Origin of the sequence: Leifsonia xyli subsp. cynodontis (genome assembly GCF_050632205.1) — a bacterium.
Lineage (GTDB): Bacteria > Actinomycetota > Actinomycetes > Actinomycetales > Microbacteriaceae > Leifsonia > Leifsonia xyli_D.
In genome coordinates, this window is sequence record NZ_CP192578.1 from 2,181,160 (window position 1) to 2,200,761 (window position 19,602).

Consider the following 19,602-nt stretch of genomic DNA (forward strand, 5'->3'; position numbering starts at 1 on the left):
CCCCGCAGCCGTCATCGACCGTCCCGCTGGTCGCGGTACCAGTCGATGGTGCGCGTGAGTGCGGTCTCGAATTCGACCGGCTCCACCTCGGGGAACAGCTCGCGGATGCGGACGCCGTCGGCCTGCGAGGCGCGCACATCGCCCACCCGCGGCTCGACGTGCTCCACCTCGAGCTCGAGGCCGAGGTGGTCCTGCATGAGGTCGATGACGCGCAGCAGCGGGGTGCTGGTGCCGAAGGCCAGGTTGACGGGGTGCACGTCGCTGATCCGGCGCTCGATGGCGACGGTCAGCGCGGCGCACACGGTCTCGACGTAGGTGAAATCGCGCGACTGCAGCCCGTCTCCGTGGACGGTCAGCGTGCGACCGTCGAGCGCGGCCTCCACGAACTTCGGGATGACGGCGGCGTAGACATGGTCGGCAGCCTGATACGGTCCGAACACGTTGAAGAAGCGGAAGGCGAGCGTGCGCATCCCGTACGAGTGGTTGTAGGCGATCGTGTAGCCCTCGGTGGCGTGCTTGCTCACCGCGTACGGGCTCATCGGGCGGGTCCAGTCGAACTCGGTCTTCGGCAGCTTGGTGTTGCTGCCGTACACGGAGCTCGACGACGCCACGACGACGTGCTCCACTCCGGCCAGGCGCGCGGCTTCGAGCACGTGCAGGGTGCCGGTCGCGTTCGCGTGGTGCGAGGGGATGGGCGCCGCCACCGACCGCGGCACGCTGCCGAGGGCCGCCAGGTGCACGACCGAGTCCACGCCCTCCACGACCGACTGCAGGAGCTCGAAGTCGAGGATGCTGCCGACGGTGACGTCCGCGGTCGTGCCCTCGAGGTTCTCCAGCCGTCCGGTGCTGAGGTCGTCGAGCACGCGCACCTCGGCCTCCGGGTGCACGCGGTTCAGGTGACGGACCAGGTTGGACCCGATGAAGCCGGCCCCGCCGGTGATCAGAATTCTCATTGCTCTCTTCGGTTCAGCGGGCGGGAACGCCCTTGACGACGGCGGAGTCGGCGACATCGCGGGTCACGCAGGCGGCCGCACCGACGGTGCTGCCCTCCCCCACGGTGAGACCCTGCAGGACGACGCTGCCCGCTCCGAGCAGCGTCCCCCTCCCGACGCGGACCTCGCCGGAGACGATGGCCCCGGGGTTCACGGAGACGAAGTCGGACAGTTCAGCATCGTGGCCGATGACGGCTCCGGGATTGAGGTGCACGGCACGACCGAGCCCGACGTTGGTCGAGATCTGCACGCCGCCGCAGATGACGCTGCCCTCGCCGATGCGCACCCGGCTGCCGATCACGGCCTGCGGATGCACGACGGTGACGGGGTGGAGGCCGGCGGCCTCCAGGCGCTGCTCGATCCGCTCGCGCGCAGCGGGCGACCCCACGCCGATCACGTAGCCGGCGTCCGGGACGCTCGCGAGCCAGTCGTCCAGCGCACCGAGGTACGGGATGCTGCGGTCGGCGAGTCGCGCAAGCGCTGCGTCCGAGGGCGCGTCGTCGACCACGCCGAGGATGGTGAACCGGCCGGGATCCGCGCGCTCGGCGGCCTCCAGCACGTCCAGCGCCTCCCGGCCGAAGCCGCCGGCGCCGATGACGACGACCGCCGTCACGCGTGCGCCTCGGGGCGGAACTCGGGCATCGTCGCATGGCCTTCGGCCGAGATGCCCTCCCGCACCAGCGCCGCGCGCACGGTCCGCAGCAGGATGGACGCGTCGAGGCGCAGGCTCCGGCGATCCACGTACTCGACGTCCAGGTCGAAGCGGCGCGCCCACTCCACGGTGTTGCGGCCGCTCACCTGCGCCAGGCCGGTGATGCCGGGACGGACCTCGTGCCGCCGCGCCTGCTCCGGCGTGTACCGCTCGAGGTACGACACCAGCAAGGGCCGCGGGCCGACGACGCTCATCTGCCCGCGCAGCACATTCACGAAACTGGGCAGCTCGTCGAGACTGGTCGACCGCAGCACGCGGCCGAAGCGGGTGAGCCGCTCCTCGTCCGGCAGCTCCACCCCGGGCGGGTTGGAGCGCATGGTCCGGAACTTGAGCAGGGTGAACACGCGGCCGTCGCGTCCCGGCCGCGGCTGCGCGAACAGCACGGGCCGGCCGAGGTTGCGCGCGACGAGCAGCGCCACCACGCCGAAGACGGGCGAGCCGACGACCAGCACCAGCACCGCGGTGACCACGTCGAGCACCCGCTTCACCGCGTCGTAGGGACGGCGCGCGTCGGTCATGCGGGCTGCCCCGCGCGTGCCGAGACGAAGGCCTGGATGCGGTCGCTGACGCGCGCGAGCTGCGCCTCGTCGAGCACGGAGCCGCTGGGCAGCGTCACGCCGGTCTGGAACAGTCGCTCGGCGCTGCCGTCCACCAGGCGGCGCGCATCGGAGAACACCGGCTGCAGGTGCATCGGCTTCCACAGCGGCCGGCTCTCGATGTCGTCCCCGGCGAGCCAGGCGCTCAGCTCGGAGGCGCGCCAGCCGGCCACCTCCGGGTCGACCAGGATGGAGGTCAGCCAGACGTTGTCGTCCTCGTCGCCGTCGCCCTGGAAGATCGTCACACCGGGCACGCCGGCGAACAGCTCGCGGTAGAGGTCGCGGATCGCGCGACGCCGGGCGATCATGCCGTCGAGCCGCGAGAGCTGCGCCCGGCCGAGCGCGGCGAGCAGGTTGCTCATCCGGTAGTTGAAGCCGATGTCGACGTGCTCGTAGTGCGCGACGGGCTGGCGGGCCTGGGTCGCCAGGTAGCGGGCTCGCGCCGCCAGCTCGGCGTCGGCCGTCAGCAGCATCCCGCCACCGGACGTCGTCATGATCTTGTTGCCGTTGAACGACAGGGCGGCGACGGCGCCGAAGGAGGCGGCGGCGCGCCCGCCGCGCGACGCGCCGAGCGACTCGGCGGCATCAGACACGACAGGGACGCCGTGACGCGCCGCCAGCGGTTCGATGGCCTCGTAGGCGGCGACGCGGCCGAGCAGGTCCACGGGCAGCACCGCCGCCACGCGGAGGCCCTGGGCTTCGGCGTCGAGCAGCGCCTGCTCGAGCAGTTCGGGAGACAGGTTGCCGGTCGCGGGGTCGCAGTCGACGAAGTACGGCTCGGCGCCGGTGTACACGATCGCGTTGGCGGTGGCGGCGAACGTCATCGTGGAGGTGATCACCACCGAGCCCGGGCCCGCGCCGACACCGAGCAGGGCGAGGTGCAGCGCCGCCGTGCCGGAGCTCAGGGCGACGGCGTGCGGGACGCCGACGCGCTCGGCGATCTCGCGCTCGAAGGCGTCCACATCGGGGCCGAGCGGCGCGATCCAGCCGGAGCGCAGCGCGGCGACCACGGACTGCTCCTCCAGCTCGCCGACATCCGGCGAGGACATGTAGATGCGGCTCACGAGGGGGCACCGTCCGCCCGCGACGAGACGACGCCGACCATCGCGGTGTCGCTGTGCCCGAGCTCCCAGCGGCGCAGCCACTCCTCGCGGTCGAGCCGCTCCGGGCTCATCGGCCGTACGCGGGCGTGCGAGATGAGCACGTGGTGCGGACGCACATCCGTCTCGCCCTCGCCGATCAGCTCCTCGTGCAGCTTCTCGCCCGGGCGGAGGCCGGTGAAGACGATGTCGAGGTCGCGGCCGGACTGCGCGATCATGCGGTTGGCCACATCCAGGATGCTCACCGGCTCGCCCATGTCGAGGATGAGCACCTCGCCGGCCGAGCCGATCGCGCCCGCCTGCATGACCAGCTGGCAGGCCTCGGGGATGGTCATGAAGTAGCGGGTGGCCTCGGGGTGGGTGACGGTGAGCGGCTTGCCCTCGTCGATGAGGCGCTTGAACGTCGGGATGAGCGACCCGCGGCTGCCGAGCACGTTGCCGAAGCGCACGGAGACGTACGGGCGGCCGGAGGACTCGGCAGCCCACGCGGTCAGCCGCTCGGCGACGCGCTTGGAGTGGCCGAGGATGCTCGTGGGGCGCGCCGCCTTATCGGTGGAGACGTTGATGAACTGCTGCACGCCCGCCTCCAGCGAGGCGTTGATGACGTTGAGGGTGCCGAGGACGTTCGTCTTCCACGCCTCGTCGGGATACCGCTCCAGCATCGGCAGGTGCTTCAGCGCGGCGGCATGGAAAACCACGTCCGGGCGCCGCTCGCGGAAGATCTCGCGCAGGCGTTCGCCGTCACGGATGTCGGCCAGGATGAGCGTGTCGGAGTCGAGCAGGCCGTTGCCGACGATGTTCAGCTGCGCGTGCTGCAGCCCGGTCTCGTCGCGATCGAGCATCATCAGCTCGCTGGGGCCGTACTTCGAGATCTGGCGCACCAGCTCGGAGCCGATGGAGCCGCCTGCACCCGTGACGAGGATGCGACGGCCGGTCAGATAGCCCGCGATGGACGCGATGTCGGTGTCGACCGGACGGCGCCCGATGATGTCCTCGATGGATACGTCGCGCACGTCGCTGAGGCGGGTGCGGCCCTTCAGCACCTCGTCCAGCTCGGGGAGGACCTTCACGCCGAGCGCGGCGGGCTCGGCCAGGTCGGAGACGCGGGTGAGCAGCGTCGCGTCCGCACGGGCGACGCACACCAGCACAACGGTCGCGTTCGTGGCGGTGGCGACGCGCTGCAGGTCGTCGATCGAGCCCAGCACCGGGACGCCGAGCAGGCGGAGGTTGCGCTTGCTGCGGTCGTCGTCGAGCATGCCGACGGGCAGGTAGCGCGACTCGGGGTCGGTGAGCATCCGGCGCACCATGATGCTGCCCATGAAGCCCGCGCCGACCAGCAGCGCACGCTCGGCCCTGGGGTTCACCCGAAGCCGGCGGATGACGTACTGCCGCTTGAGGTAGCGCGCGAGGCCCATGAGGCCGAACGCGATCGGGCCGGCGATCAGCGCCAGACTGCGCGGCAGTCCGAGGGACGGGCCGAACACCGCGAGCGGGATGGTGACGAGGCCCATGACGGTCAGCACCGTGACGGCGACCGCCGTTGCCTCCTCGAAGCTGCCGTAGGTGTAGCGCCCGCGGTACACCCAGTAGAGCCAGCCGAGCACGAGCTGCAGCAGGAGGACGACCACGGTGAAGGTCAGCACCGGCAGCCAGTGCACCCGGTACACGGAGAAGTCGTAGCGGAGGATCACCGCGATGACGATGGCCACGATCCAGGCGATCGAGTCGGCGAGATACTGGCCGCCGAAGCGGGCGACGATGGACTCGCCGCGCGCTCGGGTCTCGTCCTGGACTCTGCTCGTCCAGAGCCAGTCCTTCAGGGCCATTGCATTTTCCTTGCCGCGTGTTAACCGAATCGAAGTCGCAGAGACCCGCCTTGGACAGACGGACTCGTCTACGACGATACCAAACGGTTCGTTCGGTCCTCGCCATTGAGGTCGTAGCGACCGCCCGGGGTCACCCCGGGTCACTCCCACTCGATACTGCGCTATTCCCATTCGATAGTGGCCGGCGGCTTCGACGTGACGTCGAGCACGACGCGATTGACACCGTCCACCTCGTTGGTGATCCGGTTCGAGATCTTCGCCAGCAGGTCGTACGGCAGGCGCGTCCAGTCGGCCGTCATCGCGTCCTCGCTGGAGACGGGGCGCAGCACGATGGGGTGGCCGTAGGTGCGGCCGTCGCCCTGGACGCCGACCGACCGGACGTCCGCCAGCAGCACCACCGGGCACTGCCAGATCTCCGAATCGAGTCCGGCCGCGGTCAGCTCGGCACGGACGATCGCGTCGGCCTCGCGCAGCAGGTCCAGACGCTCCTGGGTGACCTCGCCGACGATGCGGATGCCGAGGCCCGGGCCGGGGAACGGCTGGCGCCCGACGATCGCCTCCGGGAGCCCGAGCTCGCGGCCGATCGCACGCACCTCGTCCTTGAACAGGGTCCGCAGCGGCTCGACGAGCTCGAACTGCAGGTCCTCCGGCAGGCCGCCCACGTTGTGGTGGCTCTTGATGTTGGCCGTGCCGCTTCCGCCGCCCGACTCCACGACATCCGGGTACAGGGTGCCCTGCACGAGGAAGCGGATGGGATCGCCCTCGCTCGCCGCCTCTGCGATGAGGTCGGCCTGCGCCTGCTCGAACACGCGGATGAACTCGCGGCCGATGATCTTGCGCTTGGTCTCCGGGTCGCTGACGCCGGCGAGAGCGGTCAGGAACTGCTCCTGCGCGTTCACGGTCACGAGCCGGACACCGGTGGATGCGACGTAGTCGACCTCCACCTGGCGGGCCTCGTCCTTGCGGAGCAGGCCGTGGTCGACGAAGACGCACACCAGCTGGTCGCCGACGGCCTTGTGGACGAGCGCCGCCGCCACCGCGGAGTCGACGCCGCCCGACAGGGCGCAGATGACGCGGCCGGTGCCGACCTGCGCCCGGATGGCCGCCACCTGGTCGGCGATCACGTTGCCGCTGTTCCAGTCGGCGGGGATGCCCGCGGCGCGGTGCAGGAAGTTCTCCAGCACGGCCTGGCCGTAGGTCGTGTGCTTCACCTCGGGGTGCCACTGCACGCCGTACAGCTTGCGGTCGTCGTTCGCGAACGCCGCGACCGGGGTGCCCTCGGTCGACGCGAGCACCTCGAAGCCCTCGGGAGCCCGCGACACGGAGTCGCCGTGGCTCATCCACGCGGTCTGCTCCTCGGGCTGGCCGTCGAGCAGCACGCCCGAATCCGAGATCCGCACCGCGGTGGAGCCGTACTCGCGCTGGCCGGTCTTCGCGACCTCGCCGCCGAGGGCGGTCGCCATGACCTGGAAGCCGTAGCAGATGCCGAGCACCGGCACGCCGAGGTCGAAGATGCCCTCGTCGAGGCGGGGCGCGCCCTCCTCGTACACGGAGGAAGGGCCGCCGGAGAGGACGATGCCGGACGGGTTCTTCTCGGCGATCTCGGCCGCCGTGACGGTGTGCGGCACGATCTCCGAGTACACGTTCGCCTCGCGCACCCGGCGGGCGATCAGCTGGGCGTACTGCGCGCCGAAGTCGACGACGAGGACGGGGCCGGACGGGTTGGCCGCGTCGGCTCCGGCCGGCGTGCCGGTCGCGGACGCCTCGTCGGACGCCGGAGGTGCGGGGTTGAGCGAATCGCTAATTTGTGGCCTCCACAGGGACAGCGGCCTCAGCCTCACGGCCGGCCAGGTAGGACTTCACCTGCTTGGTGATGCGGGCCTCCACGAAGAACGAGAGGAACGGCACGACGCCACCGAGGGCGATCATGACGAACTTCGTGAAGGGCCAGCGCATCAGACTCCACAGGCGGAAGTCCGAGAACAAGTACACGACGTACAGCCAGCCGTGCGCGATCAGGATGCCCGTGCTCAGGTCGACGCCGGTCGGCGCGACCGCGGTCTTCACGGGCACGAAGGTGAGGACGCCGTAGTTGCTGAACGCGAAGAGCTCGTAGCCGAGCCCGTACTTGACGACCATCTCGGCGCACAGCAACAGCAGCATGATGCCGGTGACGTACGCGAAGACCTGGTAGAACCGGAGCGCCCCGCGGATCTTCGGGAAGTCTTCGAGCTTGGGAGCGAGGGGCATGAAGCTATTCTACGTTCCCCGCCGGGGCTGCTTTCCGCGCCTCCTCCGCCGCCAGCTCGCGCAGTTCGTCCTCGCGCTGCTTGGCGTCCTTCACCAGGCGGTACCAGAGGAACACCGCGAATCCGGCGAAGATGATCCACTCGGCGGCGTAGAAGACGTTGAGCCAGTTCAGCTCCGTCTGCGCGATCGGCGGGGGCGAATCGATCTGGACCAGGCCGGCCGGGGCGCCGCGCTCGACGACGTACGCGGCGTACACGTCTACCCCGTCGACGCCGGTCCACAGGTTGTAGAGCTGGCCGACGCCGAGGCTGCGCATCCCCGTCGGGTCCTTCTGCTTGTCGTCCGGCAACTGCGGCTGCTCGTCGGGCAGGATGCGTCCCTCCACCTGCTGCGCGGTCGCCGGCTGCGCGGCGAGGCGGGCGATCGCCGCCTTCGCGGTGGCCTCGTCGGCCGCCCAGCCGCGGGCCACGGCGAGCGCGACGGGCGTGCCGTCGCCGCGCTCGACGGTGGCGTGGCCGACCACCCACCAGCCGCTCTTCCCGTCGTTCAGCCGGTCGTGCAGCAGCTGGTAGTCCCCGGGCACGAACGTCGCGTCGAACCGGACCAGCTGCCCGACCGCGGTGTCGCGCAGCGGGGCGCCGGGACGGGCGACGCCGGCGAGCGGGAGGACCGTCTCGGTCGGCGCCTCGACGGCCTTGCCCGACTCGACCGCGCGCTCCAGCTGCCACTGGCCCAGCCAGGCGAAGCCCGCGGCGAGGAGCAGCGCGAAGACGAGCGCGCCGATCCAGCGCGGGCGCAGCATCATCTGGAAGAGGGTCGTCCCGCCCGCAGGCGTCGCGCCTCCCGTCGTCGTGTCGATGGTCAGTCCCGTTCCCGTTCGCCGCTGGTGTCCTGCTGCATCGCGCGCTCGACCAGCTGGTCGACGGCGCGACGCGTGTCGTCCGCACCCGCCGTGTCGCGCTGCGCGTCGGGGTCGAGGTCGGCGGTCGCCGCCTCGACGAGCGCGATCTCCTCGTCGAGCATGGGATCCCGCGCCTTCTTCTTCCGTTCGCGCCGGCGCTTCGGGCCGGACCGTAGGATCATCGCACCGATCCTCTCGGAGTTCGCTGCGAGGATCGGTCCGATCACGGCCATGATGAGCACGTAGAGGCCCGCGAACGGCTGGATGCGCTCATCCAGCCCCGCCGCCAGGGACAGTGTCGCGAGGATGAGCGCGAACTCGCCGCGGTTCTGCAGGATCACCGTGGTGTTGATCCCGGCTTGCACGCCGAGCCCGTTGATCCAGGCGACGAACTGCCCGGCGCCGATGTTGAGCACGACGGTCAGCAGCACGGCGACCAGCACGGGGATGAGCACCGACGGGAACTTCGCCGGATCGAGGGCCAGCCCGAAGTTCAGGAAGAAGAACGCCGCGAACACGTCGCGCAGCGGGATCGCGATGTGCTCGATCTTGTTGCGGTACTTCGTCGCGCCGAGCACGAGCCCGATCAGGAACGCGCCGATCGCATCCGTCACGCCCAGGAGCTCGCCGATCCCCGCGAACAGCACCGCGAAGCCGAAGAACAGGATGGTGAACAGCTCGTCGTCCTTCGTGCGGAACAACCGCGACACGAACCGCCCGCCCCACCGGGCGATGGTGAACATCACGACCAGGAACGCGAACGCGATCGCCAGCTTGCCGACGACCGGCCAGAAGTCCGTCTCGCCGCTCAGGACGACCGAGACGATCGCCAGGTAGATGGCGATGAAGATGTCCTCCACCACCGTCACGCCCAGGATCATCGGCGTCTCGGTGTTCGCCAGCCGGCGCAGCTCGATGAGCAGCTTCGTGACGATGGCCGACGAGGATGTCGCGGTCATCCCGGCGATGATCAGCGCCTCGCGGGTGCCCCAGCCGACCATGAAGCCGAAGATCAGGCCGACGCCCATGTTGATGACGATGTACGAGCCGCCCGAGACGATCAGCTTGCCGAAGTTGCCGAAGAACTCGTCCTGATCGAACTCGAGGCCCAGATTGAACAGCAGCAGGATGAGCCCGAAGATCGCGATGAGCTCGATGTAGTGGCTCTCGAAGTTGAGCGGGAACCAGCCGGTGTGCGGACTCGCGAGCAGCCCGACGATCATGTAGATGGGGATCGCGGGGAGCCCCACCAGCTTGCCGAGGCGTCCGAGCACGTACGCGACGAGCAGGAGGATGCCGAGAACGATGAGGTCTTCGCCGAGATGCATCGTGACGATCAGCCTCCGGGCGGAGCGTCGGCGGTGGCGCGGTGGGCGACCTCGCCCGTGCGGAAGAACGAGAAGGCCTTCGCGACCTTCTCGGGCGTCCCGGCGACGACGAGCGTGTCGCCCGGGAAGACCTTGAAGTCGGGCGCGGGCGCCGGGTTCGCGGAGTCGCCGCGCACGACGGCCACGACCGTCAGGCCGACGAAGCCGCGGTCGCCGGGCGCCCCCAGCTGCTGGCCCGCGATGTGGTCGTCGTAGTCGACGGTGAACCAGTCGATGCTGAGGCCCGGGATCTGGTCGAGCGCCGTCAGCGTCTCGGTGATCTGCGTGCCGCCGAGCAGCTCGGCCAGCGTGTGCGCCTCGTCCTCGTTGAGCCGCAGAGACACCTTGGTGACGTCGCTGCCGTCCTCGTGGTCCGAGAAGGTGATGAGGTCGCTGTGACCCGAGCGGTGTGCGATGACGCCGACCTTGCCGCCATCGTCGGTCACGAAGGTGTGCAGCACCCCGACCCCGGGTAGCTTGACCCGTCGAACGTCAACCATCATCCGTCTCCATCCGCCGGACCGGCCGGCATAAGGGGGTGAGGTTCCAGCCTATCGCCAGGCGCGCGGAGGCCCTCCCGGGATCGCATCCCGGGAGGGCCTCCTCTGCGGTGCTTCTCAGCCTTCCGTGGCCGGAGCGTCCTCTCCGCCCGCGCCCTCGACGTGCTTGGGCGCCGCGTCGGCGGGGGTCGGCTGCGCGACCTTCTTCGCCGCCTCGGCGTCCACGTCGACGATGTCCGGAGCCTCGAGCCGGATGCGGTCGGCCGACTCGTCGTCCGGCTGCAGCTGGCTGGCCCGCTCGGCCTCGACGCGCTTGAGGTACGTGCGCACCTCCCGCTCCTCGCGGTCGCTGTCCCAGCCGTGGACGCGCGCCATGAGGGACGCGGCCACCGGCGCCGCCGAGACGCCGCGGTCCCAGGCCTCGATGGAGATGCGGGTGCGGCGGGCGAGCACGTCCTCCAGGTGCAGCGCGCCCTCGTGGCTCGCCGCGTAGACCACCTCGGCGCCGACGTAGTCGTCGGCGCCCGGCAGCGGGTCGGCCAGCGACCGGTCCTCGCGGATGAGCGACAGGATGTCCTCGGCGAACGTCCCGTACCGGTTGAGCAGGTGCTCGATGCGGGCGACGTGCAGGCCGGACTCCTTGGCGATGCGGTGACGGCGGTTCCAGGCGGCCTGGTAGCCCTCCGCGCCCACGAGCGCGATGTCCATCGTGGTGGAGCCTGGGATCTTGCCGTCGAGGGCGCTGACCGCGGCATCCACCGCATCCTTCGCCATCACGCGGTACGTCGTCCACTTGCCGCCGGCGATGACGACGAGACCCGGCACCGAGTGCGCGACCAGGTGCTCGCGGGACAGCTTCGACGTCTGCTCCGACTCGCCGGCCAGCAGCGGCCGCAGGCCGGCGTAGACACCCTCCACGTCCTCCCGCGTCAGCGGCACGTTGAGCACCTCGTTGACGTGGGCCAGCAGGTAGTCGATGTCGGCGGCGGTGGCGGCAGGATGCGCCTTGTCGAGGTGCCAGTCGGTGTCCGTCGTGCCGATCAGCCAGTGCCGGCCCCAGGGGATGACGAAGAGCACGCTCTTCTCGGTGCGCAGCAGCAGGCCCATCTTCGACTGGAACCGGTCGCGCGGCACGACGAGGTGGATGCCCTTGGAGGCGCGGACCTTGAACTGGCCGCGTTCCCCCACCATCGACTGGGTGTCGTCGGTCCAGACGCCGGTCGCGTTGACGACCTGCTTGGCGCGGATCTCGAACCGCTCGTCGGTCTCGAGGTCGTGCGCGCGCACCCCGACGACGCGCTCACCCACCTTGATGAATCCCTCGACCCGCACCCGCGACGCGATGTGCGCGCCGTAGTGCGCCGCCGTGCGGACCAGGTTCGCGACGTAGCGGGCGTCGTCGACCTGCGCGTCGTAGTAGGTGATGCCGCCGACCAGCGCGTCCTTGTTCATCGACGGGATGGCGTTCAGCACCTGGCGCTTGCTGAGGTGGCGGTGGTGCGGAACCCCCGGAGGGCGGCCGCCGGTGTACGAGAAGATGTCGTACAGCATCATCCCGGCGCCGATGTAGAAGCGCTCCCACACCCGCTTGTGCAGCGGGTACAGGAAGCGCACCGGTTTCACCAGGTGCGGAGCGATGCGCTGCAGCAGCAGACCGCGCTCGATCAGCGCCTCCCGCACCAGCCGGAAGTCGAGCTGCTCGAGGTAGCGGATGCCGCCGTGCACCAGCTTCGACGACCGGCTGGAGGTGCCCGATGCGAAGTCGCGCGCCTCCAGCAGCCCGGTGGTGAGGCCCCGGGTGGCCGCGTCGACCGCGGAGCCCGCGCCCACGATGCCGCCGCCCACGACCAGGATGTCGAGCTCGGTGTCCTTGAGGGCCGCGATCGCGGCCGCCCGCTCCGCCGGTCCGAGGCGTGACGGGTACGTCACCGCCGGGTTGGAAGCGGGCGTGGCGTGCCTGTCGCCACCCGGAGCCGATCGGGAATCCGTCATCGTTCTCTCCTCCCCGGCCGCCGTCGGCCGGCACCTGGTCCTACTGCGTTCGGTAGGGCGCGACGACGACCTCGACGCGCTGGAACTCCTTCAGGTCCGAGTATCCCGTGGTCGCCATGCTGCGCCGCAAAGCTCCCACGAGATTCGCAGAGCCCTCGGCCACGGGGGCCGGGCCGTACAGGATCTCCTCCAGCGGGGCGATCTGCCCCACCTCGACGCGGTTGCCGCGCGGAAGCTGCGCGTGGTGCGCCTCGGCGCCCCAGTGCCAGCCGCCGCCGGGCGCGTCCGTGGCCCGGGCGAGCGTCGTGCCGAGCATGACCGCGTCGGCGCCGCAGGCGATGGCCTTGACGATGTCGCCGGAGCTGCCGAGGCCGCCGTCGGCGATCACGTGCACGTAGCGGCCGCCGGACTCGTCCATGTAGTCGCGCCGCGCGCCCGCCACGTCGGCGACGGCGGTCGCCATGGGCGCGTGGATGCCGAGGGTCGAGCGGGTGGTGGAGGCTGCTCCCCCGCCGAACCCGACCAGCACGCCGGCGGCGCCGGTGCGCATCAGGTGCAGGGCCGCGGTGTAGGTGGCCGCGCCGCCGACGATGACCGGCACATCCAGCTCGTAGATGAACTTCTTGAGGTTGAGCGGCTCGACGTTCTTCGAGACGTGCTCGGCGGAGACGGTGGTGCCGCGGATGACGAACAGGTCGACGCCGGCCGCGACGACCGTCTCGTACAGCTCCTGCGTGCGCTGCGGAGACAGGGCGCCCGCGACCGTTACGCCGCCCTCGCGGATCTCGGCGAGCCGGCGGGTGACGAGCTCCGGCTTGATCGGCTCGGCGTAGATCTCCTGCATACGCGAGGTGGCCCGCTCGGCCGGCAGCTCGCGGATCTCCGCGAGCAGCGGCTCCGGGTCCTCGTACCGCGTCCAGAGGCCCTCGAGGTCGAGCACGCCGAGTCCGCCCAGCTGGCCCATCATGATGGCGGTGGTCGGCGAGACGACCGAATCCATGGGGGCGGCGAGGAAGGGGATGTCGAACTGGTACGCGTCGATCGTCCAGGAGACCGATACGTCCTCCGGGTCGCGGGTGCGGCGGCTGGGCACCACCGCGACGTCGTCGAAGGCGTACACACGGCGGGCGCGCTTGGCGCGCCCGATCTCGATCTCCATACTCACGCGTTTCAGTCTAGGCCGCGGCGCCCCTGGGCCAGTGCCGGATGGACGTGGGACAGTGGACGGGTGAGCGTCGAAGCAGAACCCCTCAGCCGCCTCCGCCAGCGCACGAGCGAGAAGTGGCGTGCGTATCCCGACGATGTGCTGCCGCTCTTCGTCGCCGAGATGGACTACCCGCTCGCGCCGCCGATAAAGGACGCGCTGCACGCCGCGGTCGACCGCAGCGACACGGGCTACATCGGCCCCGACGACCGCACGCAGCGCGCCTTCGCCGGCTTCGCCCAGCGCCGCTGGGGCTGGGCGGTCGACCCCGCGCGGACCCGCACCACCACGGATGTCGGCGTGGTGATCGTCGAGTCGCTGCGGATGCTGATCGAACCGGGCGACCGCGTGGTGATCACGCCGCCGGTGTATCCGCCGTTCTTCGATTTCATCCCCGAGGCGGGCGGCGTGGTCGAGGAGGTGCCGCTGCTCGAGGGCGGCACGGATGGGCGCGGCTGGGCGCTCGACATGGCGGGGCTCGAGCGGGCCTTCGCCGGGGGCGCGAAGGCGTTCCTGCTCTGCAATCCGCACAATCCGCTGGGCCTCGTGCATCCGCGGGAGGAGCTGGAGGCGGTGGCCGCGCTGGCCGCGCGCCACGGCGTGTGGGTGGTCAGCGACGAGGTGCACGCGCCGCTCACGCACTCGGACGCGACGTTCACCCCGTTCCTGTCCGTCTCCGCCGAGGCGCGCCAGGTGGGCATCGCGGCGCATGCGGCGAGCAAGGCATGGAACCTCGCCGGGCTGAAGTGCGCGCTGTTCGTCACGGCCTCGGCGGAACTTGCGGAGGGCATCCACTCGCTCCCCATCGAGGTGGAGGTGCGCACCAGCCAGTTCGGACGGATCGCGACCGAGGCCGCCTACCGCTCCGGCGAGCAGTGGCTGGATGAGGCCCTCGTCGCGATCGAGAAGAACCGCGAGCTGCTCGCCGTGCTGCTCACCGACCGTCTGCCCCGGGTCGGCTACCGGCAGCCGCACGCGAGCTACCTGGCTTGGCTCGACCTCCGCGAGCTGCGGTGGGGCGACGACCCGGCGCCGCGCATCCTCGAGGAGGCCCGCGTCGCCGTGAACCCCGGGACCGACTTCGGCACGCCCGGCGCGGGCTTCGTCCGCCTCAACTTCGCGTGCTCGCCCGAGGTGCTGACCGAGGCGGTCGACCGCATCGCCGAGCTCACCCGGCGCTGAGACGACGACTGCGGCCGTTCGTCACGTCTGCGCCGCGGCGAGCGGAGGCAATCGTGACGAACGACCGCAATCGTTCACGTCGAGGATGTCAGCGACGGTAGTTGGGCGCCTCGACGACCATCTGGATGTCGTGCGGGTGCGACTCCTTCAGCCCGGCCGCCGTGATGCGGACGAACTTGCCGTTGGCCTTCAGCTCGGGGATGGTGCGCGCGCCGACGTAGAACATCGACTGGCGCAGGCCGCCGACGAGCTGGTACGAGACGGCGGAGAGCGGGCCGCGGAACGGCACCTGCCCCTCGATGCCCTCGGCGATCAGCTGCTCGTCGCTCGGGACGTCCGCCTGGAAGTAGCGGTCGCGCGAGTACGACGTCTTCTTGCCGCGGGTCTGCAGGGCGCCGAGCGACCCCATCCCCCGGTAGTTCTTGAACTGCTTGCCGTTGACGAAGACGAGCTCGCCGGGCGACTCGGAGGTGCCGGCCAGGAGCGAGCCCAGCATGACGCTGTCCGCGCCGGCGACGAGGGCCTTGGCGATGTCGCCGGAGTACTGGAGGCCGCCGTCGGCGATGAGCGGGACGTTCGCCTCGCGCGCGGCGAGCGACGCCTCGTAGACGGCGGTCACCTGGGGGACGCCGACGCCTGCGACGACGCGGGTGGTGCAGATGGAGCCCGGACCCACGCCGACCTTGATGGCGTCGGCGCCCGCGTCGATGAGCGCCTGCGCGCCGGAGCGGGTGGCCACGTTGCCGCCGATCACGTCGACGTGCGACGCGCGCGGCTCCGCCTTCAGGCGGCTGACGATGTCGAGCACGCCGGCGCTGTCGCCGTTCGCGGTGTCGACCACGATGACGTCCACACCCGCGTCGACCAGGGTCATCGCGCGCTGCCAGGCGTCGCCGAAGAAGCCGATCGCGGCGCCGACGCGGAGGCGGCCCTCGTCGTCCTTGGTGGCGTCGGGGTACTTCTCGCTCTTGTCGAAGTCCTTGACGGTGATGAGGCCGCGGAGTTTGCCGTCCGCATCCACCAGGGGCAGCTTCTCGATCTTGTGCTCGGCGAAGATCGCGACCGCGGAGTCGGGGTCGATGCCGACCGGCGCGGTGATGAGCGGCTGACGGGTCATGACGTCGCGCACCAGCGTCGTCGACCGCTCGAACGGCGAGACGAAGCGCATGTCGCGGTTGGTGATGATGCCGACCAGGGTGCCGTCGGGCTCGACGACCGGCAGGCCGCTGACGCGGAACTGGCCGCATAGGGCATCCACCTCTTCGACGGTCGCCTCGGGCGTGGTGGTCACCGGATTGGTGATCATGCCCGACTCGGAGCGCTTCACCTTGTCGACGTGGGCCGCCTGGTCCTCGATCGACAGGTTGCGGTGGATGATGCCGATTCCGCCGTGACGGGCCATGGCGACCGCCATGCGGGACTCGGTCACGGTGTCCATCGCGCTCGACAGCAACGGCGTAGCCATCGAGATGCGCTTGGTCAGGCGAGTGGAGGTGTCCGCCTCGCTCGGGATGACGTCGGTGTGCCCGGGGAGCAGCATGACGTCGTCGTAGGTCAAACCGATGAAACCGAACGGATCGGGCTGATCCATTTCACCCCTATCAAGAAGATGCGCGACTGTGGATGCTCAATGGTAACGGCAGAACCTGGGCGGGTATTCCGCCGGTTCCGGCCTCAGTCGACGGGAGCAAGATCGAGCTCGGCGGCACGCTTGTTCTGCCGTGCCGCGACGATCATGTCGACGCTCAGGATGATGAGCGCGAGCCAGACGATCGCGAAGCCGAGCCAGCGCTCGGGCGGCATCGCCTCGTGCAGCACCGCGACGCCGACGACGAACTGGATGATGGGGGCGAAGTACTGGATGAAGCCCATGATCACCAGCGGCAGCCGGCGGGAGGCCGCGGCGAAGAACAGCAGCGGGACGGCCGTGATGACCCCCGCGCCGACGAGCAGGACGGTGTGCCACGGGCCCGCGCTGCCGAGGGTCAGCCCGGCGGTGACGCCCACGATCACCAGCTGTACGACGGCTACGGGCGCGAGCCAGAGGGTCTCCAGGGTCAGGCCGGAGAGCGCATCCACTCGCCCGCCCACCCGCTTCTTGATGAGCCCGTACAGGCCGAACGAGAAGGCGAGGATGAGCGCGATCCACGGCACGGAGCCGTAGCCGACCGCGAGCACGATGACCGCCACGATGCTCACGCCGACCGCGACCCACTGCGCGATGCGGAGCCGCTCGCGCTGCACGAGCACGCCGAGGAAGACAGTGACGATCGGATTGATGAAGTACCCGAGCGACGCCTCGACGACATGCCCGCTCACGGTGGCGAGCACGTAGGTCTGCCAGTTGACGTAGATGAACAGGCCGGCGAGCCCCATGGTGAACAGCACGCGCGTATCCGCCATCAGGGCGCCGAACTGGCGCCAGGTGCGGGTGACCGTCAGCGCGATGGCGCAGAAGCCCAGCGAGAAGATGATGCGCCAGGCGACGATCTCCCACGCGCCGGCGGGCGCGAGGGCGAGGAAGTAGAGGGGAGGATGCCCCAGAGCACGTACGCCGACACGGCGTACAGGAGGCCGGAGGTGCGGTGCGAGGAGAGGTCGTCGGATGGTGCTGCCACTCGTCCGACTCTACCTCCGGAAACGACGACGGCCCGGCTGCGCGAAGCAGCCGGGCCGTCAGAAGCGGATTCGTCAGCGGACGACGACCGCCAGCACGTCGCGAGCCGACAGGACGAGGTAGTCCTCGCCGCCGAACTTCACCTCGGTGCCGCCGTACTTGGAGTAGATGACCTTGTCGCCGACGGCCACGTCGAGCGGGACGCGGTTGCCGTTGTCGTCGATGCGGCCGGGGCCCACGGCCACGACCTCGCCCTCCTGGGGCTTCTCCTTGGCGGTGTCGGGGATGACCAGACCGGAAGCAGTGGTCTGCTCAGCCTCGACCTGCTTGATGACGATGCGATCCTCGAGCGGCTTGATGGAGACCGACACGTTGACCCCTTTCCTGTGAAGAACAGTGTCTCTACTAAGACTGGATTAGCAACCTCGCAGTGAGAGTGCTAACCCGAGTCTAGGGGGTGCGTTAGCAGTCACGCAACGTGAGTGCCAGGCGGCGCGGAAAGGTAGCGTTGACCCCATGGAACGGTCCGAGCTGGTCGCCCTGCTGAGCCCCGAGGGGCTGCGGCTGCTCGACTCGCTGCCGCCGTACCGCAGCGAGAAGGACGTGCTGCACATCGTCAGCGACCTGCGCAAGCAGGGCCACTCCCCGCGCTCGTCGCGGCCGTGCTCACGCAGTCCAAGCTGCGCCGCAAGGCCCAGGCGAAGTTCGGCGACTTCGCGTCCAGCATGCTCTTCACCGAGGCGGGGCTCGAGCAGGCGACACGGCTGCCGGTCGCCGCCCGTCACGCCGGCCGGTTCCGGGCCGCCGGCCTCCGCCGCGTCGCCGACCTCGGCTGCGGCATCGGCGGCGACGCGCTCGCCCTGGCCGCACTCGAGCTGGAGGTGACGGCCGTGGATGCGGACGAGGTCACCGCCGCCATCGCCTCCTTCAACCTGGCGCCCTTCCCCACCGCCACGGTGGAGCAGCGCCGCGCCGAGGATGTGGACCTCCGTGCGATCGACGCCGTCTTCCTCGACCCCGCGCGCCGCACCGCCGGGCACACGCAGACCGAGCGGCTGGTCGACCCCGACGACTACACGCCGTCGCTCGGCTTCGCCTACGAACTGGCGACCGGCCGATCGGTCGGGCTCAAGCTCGGTCCCGGGTTCGACCGCGACCTCATCCCGTCGACCGCGGAGGCGCAGTGGGTCTCGGCCGACGGCCAGGTGGTCGAGCTGGGGCTCTGGTTCGGTGCTCTGGCCCGGCCGGGCATCCACCGTGCCGCTCTCGTGCTGCGCGGCGAGCGGGCCGACGAGCTCACCGCCGACGCCGACAGCGAGGACGAGGAGACCGGCCCCCTGGGCGAGTACCTCTACGAGCCCGACGGCGCCGTCATCCGCGCCCGGCTGATCGGCGACCTCGCGCGCCGGATCGGAGGGCGGATGCTGTCGGAGCAGATCGCGTACATCACCGCCGACGAGGCCGTCGAGACGCCGTTCGCGGCGGGCTTCCGCATCCTGGAGACGCTGCCCTACGGCGAGAAGGACCTCAAGCGCGCGCTCCGCCAGCGCGGGATCGGCACCCTCGAGATCAAGAAGCGGGGGTGGATGTCGACCCCGCCGCGCTGCGCCGCCGCCTCGCCCTCAACGGCGACCGCCCGGCGACCCTGATTCTCACCAGGATCGCCGGGCGGCACACGGCTCTGCTCGCCGAGCGGCTCTGAGGCCGCCCCGGCGCGACGCCGGTCAGTACGTGTTGTAGTTGTTCGCGATGCTGGCGAAGATGATCGCCAGGAAGATCCAGTAGATGATCGCGATCGCGATGGCGACGAAGCCGAGGATGATGCCGGTCAGCCAGAAGCCGCGGGCCTGCGGCTCCTTACGGCGGCCGATGAAGCCCAGCACCACCGCGGCGATGCCGAACAGGAAGCCGATGCCCCACGCCAGGTTGATGACGATGCCGACGATGCCTCCGACCAGTGAGAGGATGCTCAGGATCGGCGACTTGGCAGCCGGCTGACCGTACGGCTGCGCGTAGCCGGGGGCGGGCTGACCGTATGCCGGCTGGCCGTACGCCTGCTGGCCCTGCTGCTGGTACGGCTGGCCGTAGGGCTGCCCGGGCTGCTGGCCGTAGCCGGGCGCGGGCGGCTGCTGGCCGTACCCCGGCGCGGGCGGCTGCTGACCGTATCCCGGAGCCGGCGGCTGCTGGCCGTACCCCGGCGCGGGCGGCGGCGGGGGCGGGACCGAGCCGGCGTCACCCGCGGGCGGCGTGGCCGGCACCGCGGCCGGAGGGACGGCGTCGTTGTGCGTGTTCGGGTCCACCGGGTCGGTGGGGGCGTTCGGATCGGTCATGGGACCCATCTCCTTCATCGCTGGAAGCTGTCG

16 protein-coding genes and 2 pseudogenes are annotated in these 19,602 nt (G+C 70.5%); 2 read left to right on the forward strand and 16 right to left on the reverse strand.

Features of this window, described 5'->3' with window-relative positions; translation table 11 throughout:
- Window positions 1-11: 11 nt before the first annotated feature.
- The 12 genes from ACQ86M_RS10750 to ACQ86M_RS10805 all read right to left on the reverse strand — a co-directional run bounded on the left by ACQ86M_RS10750 (window position 12) and on the right by ACQ86M_RS10805 (window position 13,395).
- On the reverse strand, window positions 12-953 hold the full coding sequence (locus tag ACQ86M_RS10750; RefSeq protein WP_431245441.1) for an NAD-dependent epimerase/dehydratase family protein: 942 nt from the start codon (window positions 951-953) through the stop codon (window positions 12-14).
- A gap of 13 nt (window positions 954-966) precedes the next feature.
- A complete protein-coding gene (locus ACQ86M_RS10755; protein ID WP_431245442.1) occupies window positions 967-1,605 on the reverse strand; it encodes an acetyltransferase in 639 nt (212 codons plus the stop codon).
- On the reverse strand, window positions 1,602-2,222 hold the full coding sequence (locus ACQ86M_RS10760; RefSeq protein WP_431245443.1) for a sugar transferase: 621 nt from the start codon (window positions 2,220-2,222) through the stop codon (window positions 1,602-1,604). Before ACQ86M_RS10760 ends, ACQ86M_RS10755 begins: the two co-directional genes overlap by 4 nt.
- A complete protein-coding gene (locus ACQ86M_RS10765) occupies window positions 2,219-3,364 on the reverse strand; it encodes a DegT/DnrJ/EryC1/StrS family aminotransferase (RefSeq protein ID WP_431245444.1) in 1,146 nt (381 codons plus the stop codon). The genes ACQ86M_RS10760 and ACQ86M_RS10765 overlap by 4 nt, the downstream gene beginning before the upstream one ends.
- Window positions 3,361-5,226, reverse strand: a complete 1,866-nt coding sequence (locus ACQ86M_RS10770; protein ID WP_431245445.1) for a polysaccharide biosynthesis protein — start codon at window positions 5,224-5,226, stop codon at window positions 3,361-3,363. Before ACQ86M_RS10770 ends, ACQ86M_RS10765 begins: the two co-directional genes overlap by 4 nt.
- 161 nt (window positions 5,227-5,387) lie before the next feature.
- Complete coding sequence (gene guaA, locus ACQ86M_RS10775; protein ID WP_431221468.1) at window positions 5,388-7,031, reverse strand: glutamine-hydrolyzing GMP synthase; 1,644 nt, start codon at window positions 7,029-7,031, stop codon at window positions 5,388-5,390.
- Window positions 7,027-7,476, reverse strand: coding sequence for a DUF3817 domain-containing protein (locus ACQ86M_RS10780; protein ID WP_431245446.1), 450 nt, complete (start codon window positions 7,474-7,476; stop codon window positions 7,027-7,029). The genes guaA and ACQ86M_RS10780 overlap by 5 nt, the downstream gene beginning before the upstream one ends.
- A 4-nt stretch (window positions 7,477-7,480) precedes the next feature.
- Window positions 7,481-8,281 (reverse strand): SURF1 family cytochrome oxidase biogenesis protein, encoded by an 801-nt coding sequence (locus tag ACQ86M_RS10785; protein WP_431245447.1) that lies wholly within the window; start codon window positions 8,279-8,281, stop codon window positions 7,481-7,483.
- A gap of 56 nt (window positions 8,282-8,337) precedes the next feature.
- The gene (locus ACQ86M_RS10790) at window positions 8,338-9,705 is read right to left on the reverse strand and encodes a cation:proton antiporter (RefSeq protein WP_431245448.1); all 1,368 of its coding nucleotides are present in this window, start codon (window positions 9,703-9,705) and stop codon (window positions 8,338-8,340) included.
- 8 nt (window positions 9,706-9,713) lie between these two features.
- Window positions 9,714-10,247, reverse strand: a complete 534-nt coding sequence (locus tag ACQ86M_RS10795; RefSeq protein ID WP_431218696.1) for a cation:proton antiporter regulatory subunit — start codon at window positions 10,245-10,247, stop codon at window positions 9,714-9,716.
- Window positions 10,248-10,361: 114 nt separating this feature from the next.
- Window positions 10,362-12,236, reverse strand: coding sequence for a glycerol-3-phosphate dehydrogenase/oxidase (locus tag ACQ86M_RS10800; RefSeq protein ID WP_431245449.1), 1,875 nt, complete (start codon window positions 12,234-12,236; stop codon window positions 10,362-10,364).
- A 40-nt stretch (window positions 12,237-12,276) separates the two neighbouring features.
- Window positions 12,277-13,395, reverse strand: a complete 1,119-nt coding sequence (locus ACQ86M_RS10805; protein WP_431247878.1) for a GuaB3 family IMP dehydrogenase-related protein — start codon at window positions 13,393-13,395, stop codon at window positions 12,277-12,279.
- Between the two features lie 69 nt (window positions 13,396-13,464).
- On the opposite strand from ACQ86M_RS10805, the gene ACQ86M_RS10810 reads away from it, so the two are divergent.
- Complete coding sequence (locus ACQ86M_RS10810; protein ID WP_431245450.1) at window positions 13,465-14,622, forward strand: MalY/PatB family protein; 1,158 nt, start codon at window positions 13,465-13,467, stop codon at window positions 14,620-14,622.
- Window positions 14,623-14,710: 88 nt separating this feature from the next.
- Here the strand turns inward: ACQ86M_RS10810 and guaB are convergent, their stop codons facing one another.
- From guaB to groES, 3 genes and pseudogenes are all read right to left on the reverse strand, one after another.
- Window positions 14,711-16,213: an IMP dehydrogenase gene (gene guaB / locus ACQ86M_RS10815; protein ID WP_431245451.1), complete on the reverse strand. Its 1,503-nt coding sequence runs from the start codon at window positions 16,211-16,213 to the stop codon at window positions 14,711-14,713.
- A gap of 83 nt (window positions 16,214-16,296) precedes the next feature.
- Window positions 16,297-17,240 (reverse strand): annotated as a pseudogene (gene rarD / locus ACQ86M_RS10820) (EamA family transporter RarD).
- A 73-nt stretch (window positions 17,241-17,313) separates the two neighbouring features.
- On the reverse strand, window positions 17,314-17,610 hold the full coding sequence (gene groES, locus ACQ86M_RS10825; RefSeq protein ID WP_055894868.1) for a co-chaperone GroES: 297 nt from the start codon (window positions 17,608-17,610) through the stop codon (window positions 17,314-17,316).
- 145 nt (window positions 17,611-17,755) lie between these two features.
- Here groES and ACQ86M_RS10830 point away from each other — a divergent pair.
- Window positions 17,756-18,941 (forward strand): annotated as a pseudogene (locus ACQ86M_RS10830) (THUMP-like domain-containing protein).
- A 22-nt stretch (window positions 18,942-18,963) separates the two neighbouring features.
- Here ACQ86M_RS10830 and ACQ86M_RS10835 read toward each other — a convergent pair.
- On the reverse strand, window positions 18,964-19,569 hold the full coding sequence (locus ACQ86M_RS10835) for a DUF4190 domain-containing protein (RefSeq protein WP_431245452.1): 606 nt from the start codon (window positions 19,567-19,569) through the stop codon (window positions 18,964-18,966).
- Between the last annotated feature and the right edge of the window lie 33 nt (window positions 19,570-19,602).

Coding starts and splice junctions, on each gene's coding strand:
- ACQ86M_RS10795 (WP_431218696.1), bottom strand. CDS start 10,247: ATGATGGTTGACGTTCGACGGGTCAAGCTACCCGGGGTCGGGGTGCTG.
- guaB (WP_431245451.1), bottom strand. CDS start 16,213: ATGGATCAGCCCGATCCGTTCGGTTTCATCGGTTTGACCTACGACGAC.
- ACQ86M_RS10805 (WP_431247878.1), bottom strand. CDS start 13,395: ATGGAGATCGAGATCGGGCGCGCCAAGCGCGCCCGCCGTGTGTACGCC.
- ACQ86M_RS10835 (WP_431245452.1), bottom strand. CDS start 19,569: ATGACCGATCCGAACGCCCCCACCGACCCGGTGGACCCGAACACGCAC.
- ACQ86M_RS10780 (WP_431245446.1), bottom strand. CDS start 7,476: ATGCCCCTCGCTCCCAAGCTCGAAGACTTCCCGAAGATCCGCGGGGCG.
- ACQ86M_RS10800 (WP_431245449.1), bottom strand. CDS start 12,236: ATGACGGATTCCCGATCGGCTCCGGGTGGCGACAGGCACGCCACGCCC.
- ACQ86M_RS10750 (WP_431245441.1), bottom strand. CDS start 953: ATGAGAATTCTGATCACCGGCGGGGCCGGCTTCATCGGGTCCAACCTG.
- ACQ86M_RS10790 (WP_431245448.1), bottom strand. CDS start 9,705: ATGCATCTCGGCGAAGACCTCATCGTTCTCGGCATCCTCCTGCTCGTC.
- ACQ86M_RS10770 (WP_431245445.1), bottom strand. CDS start 5,226: ATGGCCCTGAAGGACTGGCTCTGGACGAGCAGAGTCCAGGACGAGACC.
- ACQ86M_RS10785 (WP_431245447.1), bottom strand. CDS start 8,281: ATGATGCTGCGCCCGCGCTGGATCGGCGCGCTCGTCTTCGCGCTGCTC.
- ACQ86M_RS10760 (WP_431245443.1), bottom strand. CDS start 2,222: ATGACCGACGCGCGCCGTCCCTACGACGCGGTGAAGCGGGTGCTCGAC.